General features: G+C 70.9%; 10 protein-coding genes and 1 pseudogene. 3 read left to right on the forward strand and 8 right to left on the reverse strand.

What is annotated here, in order from left to right:
• Positions 1 to 30 precede the first annotated feature (30 nt).
• The gene (locus NR810_RS16680) at positions 31 to 897 is read left to right on the forward strand and encodes a DMT family transporter (protein ID WP_257453597.1); all 867 of its coding nucleotides are present in this window, start codon (positions 31 to 33) and stop codon (positions 895 to 897) included.
• A 15-nt stretch (positions 898 to 912) separates the two neighbouring features.
• On the opposite strand, the gene NR810_RS16685 is transcribed toward NR810_RS16680, so the two are convergent.
• The 8 genes and pseudogenes from NR810_RS16685 to NR810_RS16720 form a co-directional block, all read right to left on the reverse strand.
• On the reverse strand, positions 913 to 1191 hold the full coding sequence (locus NR810_RS16685) for a hypothetical protein (RefSeq protein WP_257453598.1): 279 nt from the start codon (positions 1189 to 1191) through the stop codon (positions 913 to 915).
• 136 nt (positions 1192 to 1327) lie between these two features.
• Positions 1328 to 2404 (reverse strand): succinyl-diaminopimelate desuccinylase, encoded by a 1077-nt coding sequence (gene dapE, locus NR810_RS16690; RefSeq protein ID WP_257453599.1) that lies wholly within the window; start codon positions 2402 to 2404, stop codon positions 1328 to 1330.
• A gap of 502 nt (positions 2405 to 2906) precedes the next feature.
• A complete protein-coding gene (locus tag NR810_RS16695; protein WP_257453600.1) occupies positions 2907 to 3989 on the reverse strand; it encodes a class I SAM-dependent methyltransferase in 1083 nt (360 codons plus the stop codon).
• A gap of 28 nt (positions 3990 to 4017) precedes the next feature.
• Complete coding sequence (locus NR810_RS16700; protein ID WP_257453601.1) at positions 4018 to 7173, reverse strand: ATP-binding protein; 3156 nt, start codon at positions 7171 to 7173, stop codon at positions 4018 to 4020.
• A gap of 79 nt (positions 7174 to 7252) precedes the next feature.
• Positions 7253 to 11185, reverse strand: coding sequence for a protein kinase domain-containing protein (locus NR810_RS16705; protein ID WP_257453602.1), 3933 nt, complete (start codon positions 11183 to 11185; stop codon positions 7253 to 7255).
• Positions 11186 to 11328: 143 nt separating this feature from the next.
• The gene (locus NR810_RS16710; protein WP_257453603.1) at positions 11329 to 12153 is read right to left on the reverse strand and encodes a 2,3,4,5-tetrahydropyridine-2,6-dicarboxylate N-succinyltransferase; all 825 of its coding nucleotides are present in this window, start codon (positions 12151 to 12153) and stop codon (positions 11329 to 11331) included.
• A gap of 42 nt (positions 12154 to 12195) precedes the next feature.
• The gene (locus NR810_RS16715; protein ID WP_257453604.1) at positions 12196 to 12504 is read right to left on the reverse strand and encodes a PRC-barrel domain containing protein; all 309 of its coding nucleotides are present in this window, start codon (positions 12502 to 12504) and stop codon (positions 12196 to 12198) included.
• A gap of 94 nt (positions 12505 to 12598) precedes the next feature.
• A pseudogene (locus NR810_RS16720) lies at positions 12599 to 12802 on the reverse strand (hypothetical protein); the annotation flags it as partial.
• A gap of 186 nt (positions 12803 to 12988) precedes the next feature.
• On the opposite strand from NR810_RS16720, the gene NR810_RS16725 reads away from it, so the two are divergent.
• Together NR810_RS16725 and NR810_RS16730 are read left to right on the forward strand one after the other, a co-directional pair.
• A complete protein-coding gene (locus NR810_RS16725; protein WP_257453606.1) occupies positions 12989 to 14419 on the forward strand; it encodes a pyridoxal phosphate-dependent decarboxylase family protein in 1431 nt (476 codons plus the stop codon).
• A 230-nt stretch (positions 14420 to 14649) separates the two neighbouring features.
• Positions 14650 to 15021 carry a hypothetical protein gene (locus NR810_RS16730; RefSeq protein WP_257453607.1) on the forward strand — a complete coding sequence of 124 codons (372 nt, stop codon included), beginning with the start codon at positions 14650 to 14652 and terminating at the stop codon, positions 15019 to 15021.
• The last annotated feature ends 54 nt before the right edge of the window (positions 15022 to 15075 follow it).

Here is a 15075-nt window from a genome sequence, read left to right on the forward strand (position 1 = left end):
TGAGGGTATAAGAGCCCCCAGGTTGCCCCCGTGTTGAAGACCGCGCTCCTCACCGTCCTGGCCCTGATCGGATTCGCGGCCAACTCGCTGCTGTGCCGGGCCGCCCTGGAGAACGGAGCCTGGCGGATCGACGCGGCGAGCTTCACCAGCATCCGGCTCATCTCAGGAGCGCTGGTGCTCTGGCTGCTCCTGCGAGCACGAGGCGGCAGCGAACGCCGGGGCTCATGGGGCTCGGCGCTGGCGCTATTCACCTACGCGGCGGGCTTCTCGCTGGCGTACGTGCGAATCCCGGCGGGAGTGGGCGCGCTGCTCCTCTTCGGATGCGTGCAGGCGACGATGCTGGGCGTGGGCCTGTTCCGGGGCGAGCGCCCGCGGGTGCTCGAGTGGGTGGGGCTGGCGATGGCGCTCGGAGGGCTGCTGGTGCTGCGGCTGCCGGGAGCCACGGCGCCGGACGCGCTCGGGGCCACGCTGATGGCGGGAGCGGGCGTGGCGTGGGGCGTGTACTCGCTGCGAGGCCGAGGCAACGCGGATCCACTGGCGGCCACGGCGGACAACTTCCTGCGCTCCGTGCCGATGACGCTGGGGCTCTCCGCGTTGGCGCTGCTCGTCCAGGGAGCGCCGCGGGCGACTCCGGCGGGCGTGGGGCTCGCGGTGGCCTCGGGCGCGCTGGCGTCGGGCGTGGGCTACAGCCTGTGGTACGCGGCGCTGCCGCACCTGACGGCGCTGCGAGCGGCGGTGGTACAGCTCGCGGTGCCGGTGGTGGCGGCGGCGGGCGGCGTGCTGCTGCTCGGTGAGGCGCTGACGCCGCGGCTGGTGGGCGCGGGCAGTGCCTTGCTGTGTGGCGTGCTCCTGGCCCTCACCGCGCGCCAGCGGAAGGCTCCCGTGCCCTCACGGTGAGAACTCTTGTCCGGCTCAGCCTCGCCGGCCCGGACGACGCCTCGCCGACTGGCGCGGACCGGGCAGTCGACGGGGAAATGCCTCCAGGTGCGCCGAGTGCAGCGGCCTCGCGGCCTGGGTTCCTACCTCACTCCCGTCCTCGGGCAGGGACCCGTCGGACTCCCGCCGCTGCGCTGGCGCGCTGAGCAGACGAGCGTCCGGCTCCCAGTGGAAGAGCAGGATGGCGATCAGCACCATCAGCACCACCATGCGCCGGAACGACGCGGACTCCTGGAAGAGCAGCTGCGAGTTCATCTGAGTCTCTCAACACCCGGATGCCGCTCATTCTTGCACGGTGGCGCGGGCTCGGGGTGTCTCCGTGGTGGAACGAGACGGGGCGGAAGACCCTCACCCCAGCCCTCTCCCAGAGGGAGAGGGAGCACACACGGGTTCACCGTGCTCCCTTGAGGAACGTCGCCAGCTTCTCGTACGCCACCGCCAGCGCCGGAATCGGTGCGCTCTCGTTCGCCTGGTGCGCCTGCGCCGTCTCCCCTGGCCCGAAGTTCACCGCGTCCACTCCGAGCTCCGAGAAGCGCGCCACGTCCGTCCACGCCTGCTTCGACGCCGCTGGCAGCCCCGTCAGCTTCATCAGCTCCTGGAACAGCGGGTTGTCCGCGCACACACGCCCGCTCGGCGCCAGGTCCGTGAACTCCAGCTCCGCCGCGTCCCCCACCAGCTCCCGCACGTCCCGCTGCGCCTGCTCCACCGTCTTCCCCGGCGCGAACCGGTAGTTCAGGTTCAGCTCGAACCCCTCCGGTATCACGTTGCGCGCACGCCCTCCCGACGCCTTCGTGATGTTCATCACCTCGTAGAAGGCGAACTCCCCGTACTGCACCTCGCGCCTCGGCATCGCCAGCAGCCGCGCCAACAACGGCCCCGCCTTGTGGATGGCGTTCTCCCCCTGCCATGGCCTCGCCGAGTGCGCGCTCCGCCCCTTGAACCGCAGCGTCACGTGCAGGCTCCCCACGCACCCCACCTGCACCACCCCGTCCGTCGGCTCCATCGCGATGCCGAACTTCACCCGCTTCAGCTCCGGCCTCGTGTCGAACAGCGGCCCCAGCCCGCTCTCCAGGTACGGACCCTCCTCCCGCTCGTAGAGCACCACCACCAGGTTCACCGGTAGTTGCTCGCGCGGCAGGTCCTCCGCCAACGCCATCATCACCGCCAGCCCGCCCTTCATGTCCGACGACCCCAGGCCGAAGACCCGCTCGCCTTCGATTCGCGGCTCCAGGTCGTTCGGGTGCGCCGGCACCGTGTCCAGGTGCCCCACCAGCGCCACCGTGGGCCTCGGGTCCTGCAGGCTCCCCAGCACCAGCGAGTGCCCCTGACGGAACACCTCGCGCTGCGGGAAGTGCGCCCGCGCCCAGCGCTCCACGTGGTCGGCGATGAGCCGCTCCTCTCCAATGGGACTGGGGATGCGGCACAGGGCCAGGGTGGACTGCGCGAGACGCGTGGCGAGGTCGGTCATGGGTCTGCTCCCAGAAACTCCGGCTCCCCTCTCCCAGAGAGAACGGGGTTCCGTCCAGTCCGCCCGCTCGGTGCGAGAGGTCCGTCTTCCCAGGCCCCGAAAAACAATCGGGGAGGAGCCGCCCCCCGGCGACTCCCCCCCGACGAACTTCCCCTCACTACCCCCGAAGACTCCCTACCCACAGCCCCTGCTCAACCCACCCCCACCAACCCGCCCAGAAAACTCCCAACCCTTCGGTCCCTACCCAACCCCCCCGACCGCCCCGCCCTACCCAACCCCAACCCGCCAACCCCGACCTACCCGCCCAACCCCAACCCAACCCCAACCACCCGACCCCAACCGCCCCGCCCTGCCCCGACCGCCTCAACCGTCCTGCCCGACCGACTTCTCGTGGAAGCCATGGAGCATCCAACGTGCCAACAGGCTCCGGGGGTCAAACGCTTGTAATTTCGAGACTTTGGCGAACCCCTGGGGGTGGCACCCGTACAGAAATCGGTAAGACTTACGGCCGCGAGGGACCGAGTCCGTAGAGAGTGGTGACCTCGCGGGAGCGCGCCGCGTGGAGGGGGTCGGACCGGTCCTTCGCCTTCGAGTGGCGCGCCGGCGTCGACCGCTTCCACTTCACGACGAGCCCGTTGCGCGCGAGCTGCTCGTCGAGCCACCCGGCGGAGCGCAGCCCGAGCAGCACCGCCAGGTCGGAGAGCAGCAGCAGTCCCTCCCCGCCCGGGTTGAGGTGCCCGGTCAGTCCTTCCAGGAAACCACGAAGGAAGCGGTCATCCTCGTCGAACACCGCGCGGTCCACCCGGTTCTTCGGCGGCTCGGGGATCCACGGGGGATTGCTCACCACGAGGTCGGCCTTGCCGGGCGGGAAGAGGTCGCCCTCCATGACCTCGAAGCGCTTGGAGAGACCGAGCCGCTCGGCGTTCTCCCGGGCACAGGCCACGGCGCGCGAGTCACAGTCGGTCGCGACGACGGAGGCCGCTCCGCGCTGCAGGAGCAGGAACGAGAGCACGCCGGTCCCCGTGCCCACGTCGAACACCTTCTTTCCCTTCACCTCGGTGACGGAGAGGAGCAGCTCGACGTAGTCGGTGCGCGTGGGCAGGTAGACGCCGTAGTGCGGGTGGATCTTCCCCTCGAGGCCGGGCACCGCAAGGCCCTTGCGGCGCCACTCCGCCGCGCCGAGCATGCCGAGCAGCGTCTTCAAGGAGACCACCGTGGTGTCGGCCTCGGGCTCGCCCCACACCCAGCGGCAGGCCTCGGCGACGTCGGGAGCGCGCTTGAGCTCGAGCCGGTAGGAGCGGTCCAGGGCCACCACGATGCGCGAGAGCGTCTCGTGCTCGAGCTGACGCGCGCGGCGCTCCGCCCGGAAGGCCTCCAGGGGCGAGCGCGCCGAGGGGGGCTCGGGGAGGCGGCGCCCCATGGCCCCGAGGAGCTGCTTCGCGTTGTGGAAATCGCCGGTGTACAGCAGGTGCTCGCCGCGCCGGACCCGCCGCAGCGCCGCGTCCGCCGTGAGGCGGTCATCGACAGGAGAGAGTTTCGACGGAGCGGGCTCGTCGCTCTCCGAACGCCAGTTGAATGAGCTCACGGCGGGCACCATACCCTCCTTCCTCCCCTCATCCCTGAAGGAGGAGCTCCCGCTCGGAACCGGACGAGGAAAGGTGCGCCTCGGCCGAAGCCTCCGCCAGGGGGACGCTGAAGGAGAACGTCGAGCCCTTCCCCGGAGAGCTCGTCAGCCAGATGTGTCCCCCATGTGCCTCGATGATCTGCCGGCTCAGGTACAGCCCGAGCCCCGCCACCCCCGTGTAGCCCGGCGCCCCGGGTGGCAGCGGCTCGTAGAGGGGCTCGAAGACATGGGGCTGGCGCTCCGGCGGAATGCCCGGGCCCTGGTCGTGCACGGAGACCACGGCCTCGCCTCCCTGACTCCGGGCCTCGAGCTCGATGGCCGCACCGGACTGCGAGTACCGCGTGGCGTTCTCCAGCAGGTGGGACAGCACCTCGCCCAGCAGATAGCCGTCGCCATCGACGATGAGCGGGCCCGGGGCCTCGACATGAATCGGGCTCTCCGTGGTGCCCTCGGCCTTCTCCACCCGCTCTTGAATCAGGGCGAGGAGATCGAACGGCTGGCGCTTCAGCTTCGGCACACCGGGAGCCATCTTCACGGCCGCGAACAGGTGCTCCACCAGCCGGGTGATCCGCCGGGTGTTGCGTGCGATGGCGGTGAGCCCCTTCTGCTGGCGTGGAGTGGGTGCCTCCTTCTCCAGCAACACCTCCGCCCAGGTCTGGATGGCGGTGACGGGGGTCTTCAGCTCGTGGGCCGCGGCCGCCATGAACTCCTCGCGCAGCCGCAGCGCCTCGCGCACCTGCTGGAACAGGCAGGCCTTGTCGATGGCCACGGCGAACAACTGGCCCAGCGTGGAGTGGAACTCCAGCTCGCGTGAGGAGAAGGCGCGGGGGGCGTAGGTGCCATAGGTCATCACCCCCACCAGGCGCCCGCGCGAGCGCAGCGGAAACGCCGCCACTCCGCGCACTCCCTCTTCCGCCCAGATGCACGAGGCGCCCTGCCGCCCTTCCGCCTGGATGTCCTCGACGACCTGGACGAGCTCCGTCCGGGCCGCTTGCGCCGTGAGCACGGGGGCATCGAAGGAGAGGTGCCCCAGGCTCTCATCCTTGGGAAGCTGGTGCGCGGCGAGCAGGGTGAGCTCCCGGCGCTCCGGCTCGGCCAGCCAGAGCCCGACGATATCGGCGCGCAGGCTGTGAAGGCTCTGCTCGATGACCACTTGGGCGATGCGCTCGAGCTCCACCTCGCTCACCAGCGCCTGGCCTACCCGGGCCAGCGCCAGCTCCTGGTCGAGCAGCCGCGCCAGCTCGTCCTCCACCCGCTTGTGCTCGGTGATGTCCTGCACCGTCCCCACGATGCGCACCGGGTGGCCGTGCTCCTCCTGGAGCACCTCCACCTCCTGGTGGACGATGCGCTCCGTGCCGTCCCGGCGGAGGATGCGATGGTCCAGGCGGAAGGGCTCCAGCTTCTCCCGGGCCGCCTCCATCGCCTTCTCGATTCCCTGCCGCTCCTCGGGCGGGACGAGGGAGAGGAGCGTCTCGTAGGAGAGCGCGCGGGACTGGGGAGACAGGCCCAGGATGCGGCGGACCTCCTCCGAGACACGGAACTGATTGCTCGCCAGGTCCCAATCCCAGTTGCCCAGGTGCGCGATGCGCTGCGCCTGGGCGAGGCTCTCCTCGCTCCTGCGCAGGGCCTCCTCCTCCTGCCGGCGCCGGGTGATGTCCCGGAGGACGATCTCCCCGAGGATGATCTGCCCGGACGCATCCCGGACGGGGGCGCCGTTGACGCTGAGCAGGAGCTCCCTCCCATCCAGGCTGCGCAGGAGCATCTCCACGTCGGTGAAGGTCTCGCCCTTCAACGCACGGGCGAGCGGTGTCTCATTCTGCGCCAGCGGGCGTCCATCCGGGTGCCGGAGGTCGTAGAGCAGGAGGCTCTCGGACAAGGGCATGTCGGTGAACGCGGCCAGGCCCTTCAGCCCCACCAGACGCGCGCCCGCGGGATTGGTGCCGATCAGCCGCCCCTCCGGGCTGGCGAGGAAGATGGCATCCGGCACGCTGTTGATGATGGCCGCGAGCTCCAGGGCCTGATGCTCGGCCTCCTTGTGCAGGGCGTTCACCTCCGCCTCGCGCCGCGCGACCTCGGCCGCCATGGTGTTGAAGGCCTTGCCCAGCTCCTCCATCTCATCTCCCGTATGGATGTTCACACGGGCCTCCCGATCGCCCCGTCCCAGCGCCAGGGCGGCCGCCCGGAGTTGCCGCACCGGGCGGGCATAGAAGCGGGTCAGCCCCAGGGCCAGCAGGAGGCTCAGCACGAGGATGCCCCCGAAGACGCCGAGCTTCAGGCGCATCTGCGCGTAGATGGGGGCCAGGGCCAGGTCGCGCTCGACCGACACCCCCACGGCCCAGGGATACCGGGGGACCGGGGTGAAGGCCCCCAGGTGCTCGTCTCCCAGGAAGGGGCTCTGGAACCGGGCCAGCCGGCTCGGGAGACCTCTCAGCGCCTCCTGGACGGCGGCGAAGTCCAGGTAGGAACCACTCTGCCGGTAGGGGAGGTAGGCGGCGCCGGTGTGGAAGGCCAGCCTGCCACCGGGGTCGACCAGGAGGAGGACCTGCCGCTGCTGGAAGCGGGCATTCAGGAAGCGCTCCGCGAGCTGCTCCGCCCTGAGCCGGATGGTGACGACCCCGATGGGCCGTTCTCTGGCGTCACGGATGGGAATGCTGGCGATCAACCCCGCGCGCCGGGTGTGCTCCAACTCCTGCACGTCGGAGATGAGGGGGGAATTGCTCGCCATCACCTGTTGGAAGTACGTGCGGTCGTGGATGTCGGGTCCGGGTTCGGCGAAGCCGGCCGGGCCTCCCCAACCCCGCTGGATGCCCCGCGCGTCGTAGACCCCGATGGACTCGTAGAGGGGGCTGCGCCCGACCAGCTTCCTCAAGTGCGAGTCCAGCGCGCCGGGGTCCAGGGACCGTATCAGGGGATCCTGCGCCACGGCCCAGCCGAGCCCGATGGCGCCATCGAAGACCTCGGTGACCTGCACGGCGACGGACTGGGCCGTCATCGCCTGGGCGTCCAGGATGAACGCCTGGGTCCTTCGCAGGTCGGAGAGGAAGCCGGCGATCAGCAGCCCCAGGACCGGGAGGAGGACCAGGACGAACGCCACGAGCAACTTGCCGTGGAAGAACAGACGGAACCTGGTCGCTCGGGGATTCATACGCGGTCTTCACCTCATGGAGCACGCCCCCTCGAAAGAGGGAGCCGTGAAGCAACTTTCGTGATGAGCGGAGCGCACCTCAAGGCTCGCGCCGCTGCCTCGCGAGACGCTCGAGGGTGAGGGCCCCCTGCTCACGGGCCACCGCGAGCGCCGACCGGAAGCTGGCCTCGGCCTCCTGCTCACGGCCGAGCCTGCGCAGGCTCTCGCCCCGCAGCCGGTACAGTGCCGAGACGTAGAAGCGCTCCTCGTCAGGCTCGGCCATCACCTGGTCCAGCACCTCCAGCGCCTGCTGGGGTTGCCGCCGCAACAGGTGGATCTCCGCCAGCATGCCGAAGTAGTAGCCCTGGCTGGCCCGGATACCGGAGGCGCGCAGCTGATCGATCCCCTGGCGCATGAGCGCCAGTCCCTGCGGGGCCCATCCCAGCCCGGCCAGGGCCCAGCTGCGCAGGAGCGCCGCTCCGCCCCGCCACACGCGGAAGCCGTGCTCGCCCGAGAGCGCCAGGCACCGCTCCGCCAGCTCCAGGGTACTGGCGACATCCCCCCGGAACTGGGAGCCCATGGCCACGGAGTAGAGGGCGAAGGCGGAGGTGTGCAGGTGACCGATCCGTCCAGCCAGCGCCAGCGCCTCCTGGGCCCAGGAGCGAGCCAGCTCCTGCTCGCCCACCCAGGAGTAGATGACCGAGCCGGAGGCCAGCGCCGCCACCCGCGGATCCACCCAGTGCCGGAGTGCCAGCACCCGGTGCTCCTCCAAGGTGAAGCTCGAGCACTCCTGCGCGAGCTCCGCATGCTTCCGCGCGATGCGGCCCTCCCCACGGGCGAAGGCCACCATGCACACCATCCAATGCCCCAGGGCGAGCAGCTCCCGGAGGTGCTGGCGTTGGCCCAGGGCCACCAGCCGCTCCGCCAGCTCCCGCGCCAGGGGCAGCTCACCGCGCACCATGCGGAAGGAGAAGACCCACCAGTAGGACAGCTCCAGCCGGGGCAGCTCCTCACCCACCGCATCGAGCAGCACCCGCACGCGCGCGAAGGTCTCCTCCGCCTCGGGGGAGCGGTAGCCCCGCGCCTGCACCAGGGGAATGCCCAGCGCGACCAGGAGCCGCAGCTCCTCGCCCTGACGCTGGCCCGCGTCCGGCAGGGCCCGCAGCAGCTCCAGCGCCCGTGTGAGGTGTTCGATCGCCTCCTGGTTGGCCGAGCGCTGGCTGGCGAGCGCTCCGGCGCGAGCCCACCAATCGATGGCCGGCGCCGGTTGGTCGGCCTCCGTATAATGATGCGCCAGCAGCTCCGGATGCGACTCCGCCACCTCGGGGAAGGACTCCTCCAGCACCTCGGCGATGCGCTGGTGGTACTCGCGCCGGGTGCCACGCAGCAGCGACTGGCAGGCCGCGTCCTGGATGAGGGCGTGCCGGAAGCGGTACTCCGTCGGCCCCACGTCCGGCCCCTCCTGCTCCAGGATGCCCGCGGCGACCAGTCCCTCCAGATCCCTGCGCCTCGCGGCCTCGGACTGCTCGGTGAGGGCGGCCACCAGGGCACTCGAGAAGCTCCGTCCCATCACGGAGCAGAGCTGCGCCAGCGTCTTCTGCCGTGGAGGCAGCGCATCCAGGCGGGCGAGGAGCAGCTCGTGCAGGCTCAGGGGAATGGTGGCGGACGGATCTCCAGCGGCCTGCCGCTCCAACATCATGCGCGTCAGCTCCTCGGCGAAGAGCGGAACGCCCTCCGTCCTCTTCACGAGCTGCCGCACCACGTCCGAGGCCAGGGACCGGTCCCGGACCATCTCCCGCACCAGCGCCTGGGTGTGCGCCTCGGACAGCCGCTCCAGCGAGAGGACGTGGAGGCCGGGCCACCGGGGGGTGGTGTCGCGCGACTCGGGGCGGGAGCTGAGCAGCAGCAACACCCGGGACTGCGTCACCGGCTCGTGCAGCGAGGCCAGGAGCTCCAGGGTGGAGGGGTCCGCCCAGTGCAGATCCTCCACCACGGCCAGCACCGGGCGCTCGCGGGCCAGGCCCCGCAGCAGGAGGCCCAGGGCCTCGAAGACCAGGGATTTCCGCCGCTCCGGCGTGAGCTGGATGGAGGGCAGCGTCTCCACCGGAGGAAGGGACAGGAGCGAGACGAGCGCCTGCAGGTTCTCGACGGGGACGCCGAGCGCGAGCAGCCGCTGCGCCACACCTCGAAGCGAGAGGGGCGAGGAGCCATCCGTCCGGGCGTCCTCGAGCAGGCGCTGGAGCAGCTCGATGATGGGGTACAGCGCGCTGCTGGAGAACGAGGCGCCACACTGGGCACTCAGGCGGCGGTCCGCATCGGGAGCCACCCGGACGCGCACCTCGTGGATGAGGCGGGACTTGCCCAGACCGGCCTCCCCGCGGAGCAGGAGCGCGGCCCCCCATCCCCGCCGGACCCGCTCCCACAGGCCGAGCACCTCTCGCAGCTCCCGCTCCCGCCCGACCAGCGGGGTCAGCCCGAAGGTCTCGCGCGTCCGCTCGAAGCGGGAGCCCGCCATGCGCTCGCTCAGCGCCTGGAACACCCGCACCGGGTGGTGGCCCGGCGGCGCCGTGGGGACGCGGGTCCCGAGCGGCTCCAGCTCGAAGGTGGTGCGCACCAGGACCCGGGTGGTCTCGCTGAGGAGCACCGTGCCGGGTTGGGCCTGCCGGGCCAGCCAGGCGGTCACGTCGGGGGCTTCTCCCGACAGGACGGGCACGCCCGCGCTCTCGTGCAGGGCCACCGTGTCCGTGTGGACGCCGGCCGCCACGGAGAGCCCTCGTGTGAACGGGCGTGGCAGCTTGCGCTGGAGCACCCGGGGGAGCTCGCGGGTCAGGAGCATGGCCGCATGCACGGCATGCTTGGAGTCCTCCTCCTGGACGTGGGGGTAGCCGAAGCAGGCCAGCACCTGGGAGCCCATGGCGGGAGTGACCGAGCCACCGTGCTGGCGGAGCAGCTCCGCGCAGCTCTCGTGGAAGGCGGTCTCCAGCTCACCGAGGTCCTCGGGGTCGAGCGTCGCCGGAAGGCTGGTCAACACACAGCACACCAGCGTCACCTGCCGGCGCTGGGGAAGGGAGCTCTGCCCCTGCTCGCGGTGCAGCCCGAGGTGCTCGCTCACCTCTCGGAGCTCCTCCAACAGCTCCTGCCCCGAGGGGATGCGCCGGGCCGGATCCTTGGCCAGCGCCGAGGCGAGCAGCTGCTCCACCTCCGGCGACAACTCGGGGCGGAGCGCGCGCACCGAGGGCAACGGCTCCGGCGAGGTCACCCGGGCGCGGAGCTCCTCGGCACGCAGGGAGGGGAAGGGCCGCACGCCGGTCAGCAGCTCGTAGAACAGCAACCCCGCGGCCCACACATCGGTCCGCTCGTCCTGGGGCCCGCCCAACCATTGCTCCGGCGCCATGTACAGGGGGGTGCCCGCAGTGGACATCTCCGGCACGGGCAGGGCGCTGGCCACCAGATGGGCCAGGCCAAAGTCCAGGAGCTTCACCGTCCCCTCGCGGGTGAGGAAGACGTTGGCGGGCTTCAAGTCCCGGTGGATGAGATGTCTCCGGTGGGCGTGGGCCAGGCCGGCCGCTACGCCCTCCATGAGCACCATCGCCTGCTTCAGCTCCAGCCGGCCCTTGTGCAACAGCTCCGCCAGCGACTGCCCCTCCAGGTACTCCATCACCAGGAAGGGAAGCCGCTGTCCCCCGTGCTCGACGCGCCACTCGGACACGTCGAAGAGGCGGACGATGTTCTCGTGGTTCAGCCGGGCGATGGCCCGGGCCTCGCGCTGGAGCAGCTCGGTGGCCCGGCTCCCGAGTGACGCGGAGCGGGACACCAGGAACTTGAGCGCCACCTCGCGTTGCAGCTCCGAGTCCCACGCCCGGAACACCTCGCCCATGGAGCCGTGGCCCAGGGCGAGCTGAATCTCGAAGCGCCGGCCGTTGGAGCCGCCCAGCTTCTCTCCGGGCACGGGACTGGGAAGCCAGGGCTCGGCATGCACCATCTCCTCCAACAAGGAGTCGCCGAAGTCCGTGTCTTCCTGAAGCGAGTCCATCCGAGGCTGCCTCCGGACGGGCTCGCGCCACCCCTCCCGCCCGTCCGGGGATTCGCCCCATCCCCTCTGGACATGTGCATGGCCTCACCCCGGGGCAACACAGCGGGCGGGCGAGGCCTGAGAGGGGGGCCCTGCGACGGGGCCTATACCGGCACGGCGAAGTCGCGCAGGGCCGCGTTGAGGCTCGTCTTCTTGTCCGTGCTCTCCTTGCGCTGCCCGATGATGAGCGCGCACGGCACCATGTAGCGGCCGGCGGGGAACTGCTTCTCCTTCATGCCGGGAATCACCACGCTGCGCGCCGGCACCCGGCCCTTGTAGACCTTCTCCTCGGGGCCGGTGACGTCGATGATGGGCGTGGAGGCCGTGAGCACCACGTTGGCGCCGAGCACCGCCTCCTCCTCCACCACCACGCCCTCCACCACGATGCAGCGGCTGCCGATGAAGGCCCGGTCCTCGATGATGACGGGCGAGGCGGTGGGTGGCTCGAGCACCCCGCCCAGTCCGACGCCGCCGGACAGGTGCACGTCACGCCCCACCTGCGCGCAGCTGCCCACCGTGGCCCAGGTGTCCACCATGGTCCCCGCCCCCACCCGCGCGCCGATGTTCACGTAGCCGGGCATCACCACCGCCCCGCGCTCCACGAAGGCCCCGTAGCGCACCACGCCCGGCGGCACCACCCGCACGCCCGCTCCCTCCAGCCCCTTCTTCAACGGAATCTTGTCGAAGAACTCGAAGGGCTCCACCTCCATCACCTTCATGTCGGAGATGGCGAAGAACAGGAGGATGGCCTCCTTCACCCAGGCGTTCACCTTCCAGCCCTCGGGTCCCTTCTCGGCCACCCGCAGCTCGCCCGCGTCCAGCAGCGCCAGCGTCTCGCGCACCGCCGCGGCGTACTCCGCTTCCTTCAGCTTCGCCCGGTCCGCGAAGGCCGCGGACACCCTCTGGGAAAGACTCTCGATGGAGGACATGGGCGCTCCTTCAAGCACGAAACCCCGCCCGGCGCACCATCCTCATGCGTGCGTCCGCGCGGGCTCCGCCAACGGGTGGACGGCCGTGATGATCTCCGTGCGAAGCCGGTCTCCCACCGGCTCCACCGCCGCGTGCTCTCGGCCCGAAACGTACACGCCCTGTCCCGTCACCCGCTCCACGTGGGACAGGGGCACCGCCCAGAGCTGGCGGGAGAAGCGCCGGCGCACGAACAGGACCGTCTGCCCGATACATGCCACCTTCCCCAGCACCTTCCCGTCCTGATCGCGCACCTTCATCGCGTGCTGAATCGAGCGCCGCTCGAAGGGGGATTCCATCCAGGCTGCACCCATGGCCTCACCTCCACTCGCACAAGGTGGGGCCATGGGCCGCGGCTGAGGAGCGTGGCGCCGGGAAGCGAGCCCCCGGCCGCCCGCATGCCAGGGGTCAGGAGCTGGCTGGAGGCGCCTGGCCGCCGAGGACCTTGGACACGGCCTCGACGATCTGCTGCTCGGTGGGGAAGGCGAGCGATTCCTTCTTCACCACGGGTCTACCATCCACTTCCACGATGAAGCTGCCGGAGGGACCGGGTTTCAAATCCGCGTCCAGGTTCAGCTCCTTCTTCAGCACGGCCGCCGCACGGGCGGCCCGAGGCTTGTAGCCTCAGGAATTGCAGTACGTGATGGTGATGCGGGCGGCCATGGAGGGCCTCCTTTCACGGTGTGGATGGCGACTGAAACCACGCGTGGCGACCAGGGTGCAAGCAGGAGACCCCCTCCCCGTCCCAGGGGCCACGAACCCATTGACGCCCGGGCGCCATGGGGCCATGCAGGCCCCATGTCTTCTTCCCGCCTCACCGCTGCCTACGACCCCGAGCACTTCCGCCAGCTCGGGCACCAGCTGGTGGACCAGCTCGCCGACCATCTCGCGCGGACCCTCCGGCGCGAGGGGCCGGTGCTGCCCTGGGCCCCGCCCGCCACCCACGTCGAGCGCTTCCCGGCGGACTTCCCGGAGGAGCCCACCGGCGACCTCACGGCCCTGCTCTCGCGGGTCATCGAGGGCTCGCACCACCTGCACCACCCGCGCTACGTGGGCCACCAGGTGTCGGCCCCCCTGCCGCTGTCGGCGCTCTGCGACCTGGCCTCCTCGCTCCTCAACAACGGCATGGCCGTCTACGAGATGGGGCCCGTCTCCACGGCCATGGAGCACAACGTGCTGCGGTGGATGGCCGGGGTGCTCGGCCTGCCCGAGGGCGCGCGAGGCGTGCTCACCTCGGGGGGCTCCGCCGGCAACCTCACCGCCCTGCTGGCCGCGCGCCAGGCGAAGGCGGGCTTCGACGCGTGGAACGGTGGCGCCACGGCCGGGCCTCCGCTCACGGTGCTCGTTCCCGAATCGGCCCACTACTGCATTTCGCGCTCCATCAAGGTGATGGGCTGGGGCACGGGGGGCGTCACGCCCGTGCCCGTGGACGCGCGCTACCGGCTGCGCCCAGAGACCCTGGAGGACACGCTCGCCGCCGCGAAGCGCGCGGGCCGCCGCCCCATCGCCGTGGTGGCGAGCGCGGGCTCCACCGCCACGGGCGCGTTCGATCCCCTCGAGGCCGTGGCCGACTTCTGCGAGAAACACGGCCTGTGGTTCCACGTGGACGGAGCGCATGGAGCCTCGACGGCGCTCAGCCCCACGTACCGCCACCAGGTGAAGGGAATCGAGCGCGCGGACTCGGTGGTGTGGGACGCGCACAAGCTGATGATGATGCCGGCGCTCACCACCGCCGTGCTCTTCCGCGAGGGCAACCGCTCCTTCGAGGCCTTCGCACAGGAGGCCTCCTACCTCTTCACGGGCCAGGACACGCGCCCGTGGAGCGACGTGGGGCTGCGCACGCTGGAGTGCACCAAGGAGATGATGGCGCTCAAGCTGTACGCGAGCCTGAGCGTGCTGGGCACGAAGCTCTTCGCGGACTCCGTCACCAGCACCTTCGACCTGTCGCGCCGCTTCGCCGAGCGCCTCCAGGCCGCCGGGGACTTCGAGCTGGCCGTGCCCCCGGACTGCAACATCGTCTGCTTCCGGCACACGCCCCAGGGGGTGCCCGCCTCGGAGCTGGACGCGCTCCAGGTGCGCTTGCGCGAGTCGCTCGTCACGAGCGGGGACTTCTACCTGGTGCAGACGACGCTCGGCGGGCGCGTGTGGCTGCGCACCACGATCATCAACCCGCTCACCACGGACGGAGACCTGGACGCGCTGCTGGAGGCGCTGCGCCGGGCGGCGTGAAGCCCGCTGCCGGAGGCTCTCGGCTGGTGGGGGAGCCTCCGAACGTCTGCTCACCGATAAAGTTCCACCGCGTGACCGCCGCGGAGTCCGAACGTGTTACGAAGGTGCCACCTGCACCATCCGGCGTTCTCGCGGTTCGTCGAGGAGACATGAGAGCGTGGGCGCGGCGTTGGGGAGCCACGTGCGATGCTCGAGCGAATGGGACGGCCAGAGGACATGGAGGCGGTAGGATGAGCGACGAGAATGCGGAGAAGGTCCGCTTCGGGCGGGCGCAGAAGTTCCGGCTCTCCCCGAAGGGCAACGAGGCCGTGTCGGCGTACACCCTCATGGTGGAGAAGGCGCGGGCCGGGGCGGGACGCGCCCAGTTCGACGCGGCCCGTGAGGCCTGGAGCACCCCCCGAGGGCTCACCTCCGAGGATGGACTCTTCCTCGTGGAGTTCGGGATGGGGGAGAGGACCATCTCGGAGGCGGCGCGCAGCCTGGAGGACTGCGCCTCCTCGAAGGAGGTCAAGACGGCGGTGGATCGCCTCCTGGGGTGCGGCATGCTCGAGCCGGTGCCCGCGCCGGCCCCTCCGCCCCCTCCGCAGCGCCGGTACTGGTAGGAGGGGCGCCCCCGTTTCCAGGGGCTCTCCCTACCGAAGAGTCGCGCGGGGCAC

Origin of the sequence: Archangium lipolyticum (genome assembly GCF_024623785.1) — a bacterium.
Taxonomy (GTDB): Bacteria; Myxococcota; Myxococcia; order Myxococcales; family Myxococcaceae; genus Archangium; species Archangium lipolyticum.

Excerpts from the sequence above, each read along its gene's own strand:
- NR810_RS16685 (WP_257453598.1), bottom strand. The coding sequence starts at position 1,191 with ATGAACTCGCAGCTGCTCTTCCAGGAGTCCGCGTCGTTCCGGCGCATG.
- NR810_RS16700 (WP_257453601.1), bottom strand. The coding sequence starts at position 7,173 with ATGAATCCCCGAGCGACCAGGTTCCGTCTGTTCTTCCACGGCAAGTTG.
- dapE (WP_257453599.1), bottom strand. The coding sequence starts at position 2,404 with ATGACCGACCTCGCCACGCGTCTCGCGCAGTCCACCCTGGCCCTGTGC.
- NR810_RS16705 (WP_257453602.1), bottom strand. The coding sequence starts at position 11,185 with ATGGACTCGCTTCAGGAAGACACGGACTTCGGCGACTCCTTGTTGGAG.
- NR810_RS16710 (WP_257453603.1), bottom strand. The coding sequence starts at position 12,153 with ATGTCCTCCATCGAGAGTCTTTCCCAGAGGGTGTCCGCGGCCTTCGCG.
- NR810_RS16725 (WP_257453606.1), top strand. The coding sequence starts at position 12,989 with ATGTCTTCTTCCCGCCTCACCGCTGCCTACGACCCCGAGCACTTCCGC.
- NR810_RS16730 (WP_257453607.1), top strand. The coding sequence starts at position 14,650 with ATGAGCGACGAGAATGCGGAGAAGGTCCGCTTCGGGCGGGCGCAGAAG.
- NR810_RS16715 (WP_257453604.1), bottom strand. The coding sequence starts at position 12,504 with ATGGGTGCAGCCTGGATGGAATCCCCCTTCGAGCGGCGCTCGATTCAG.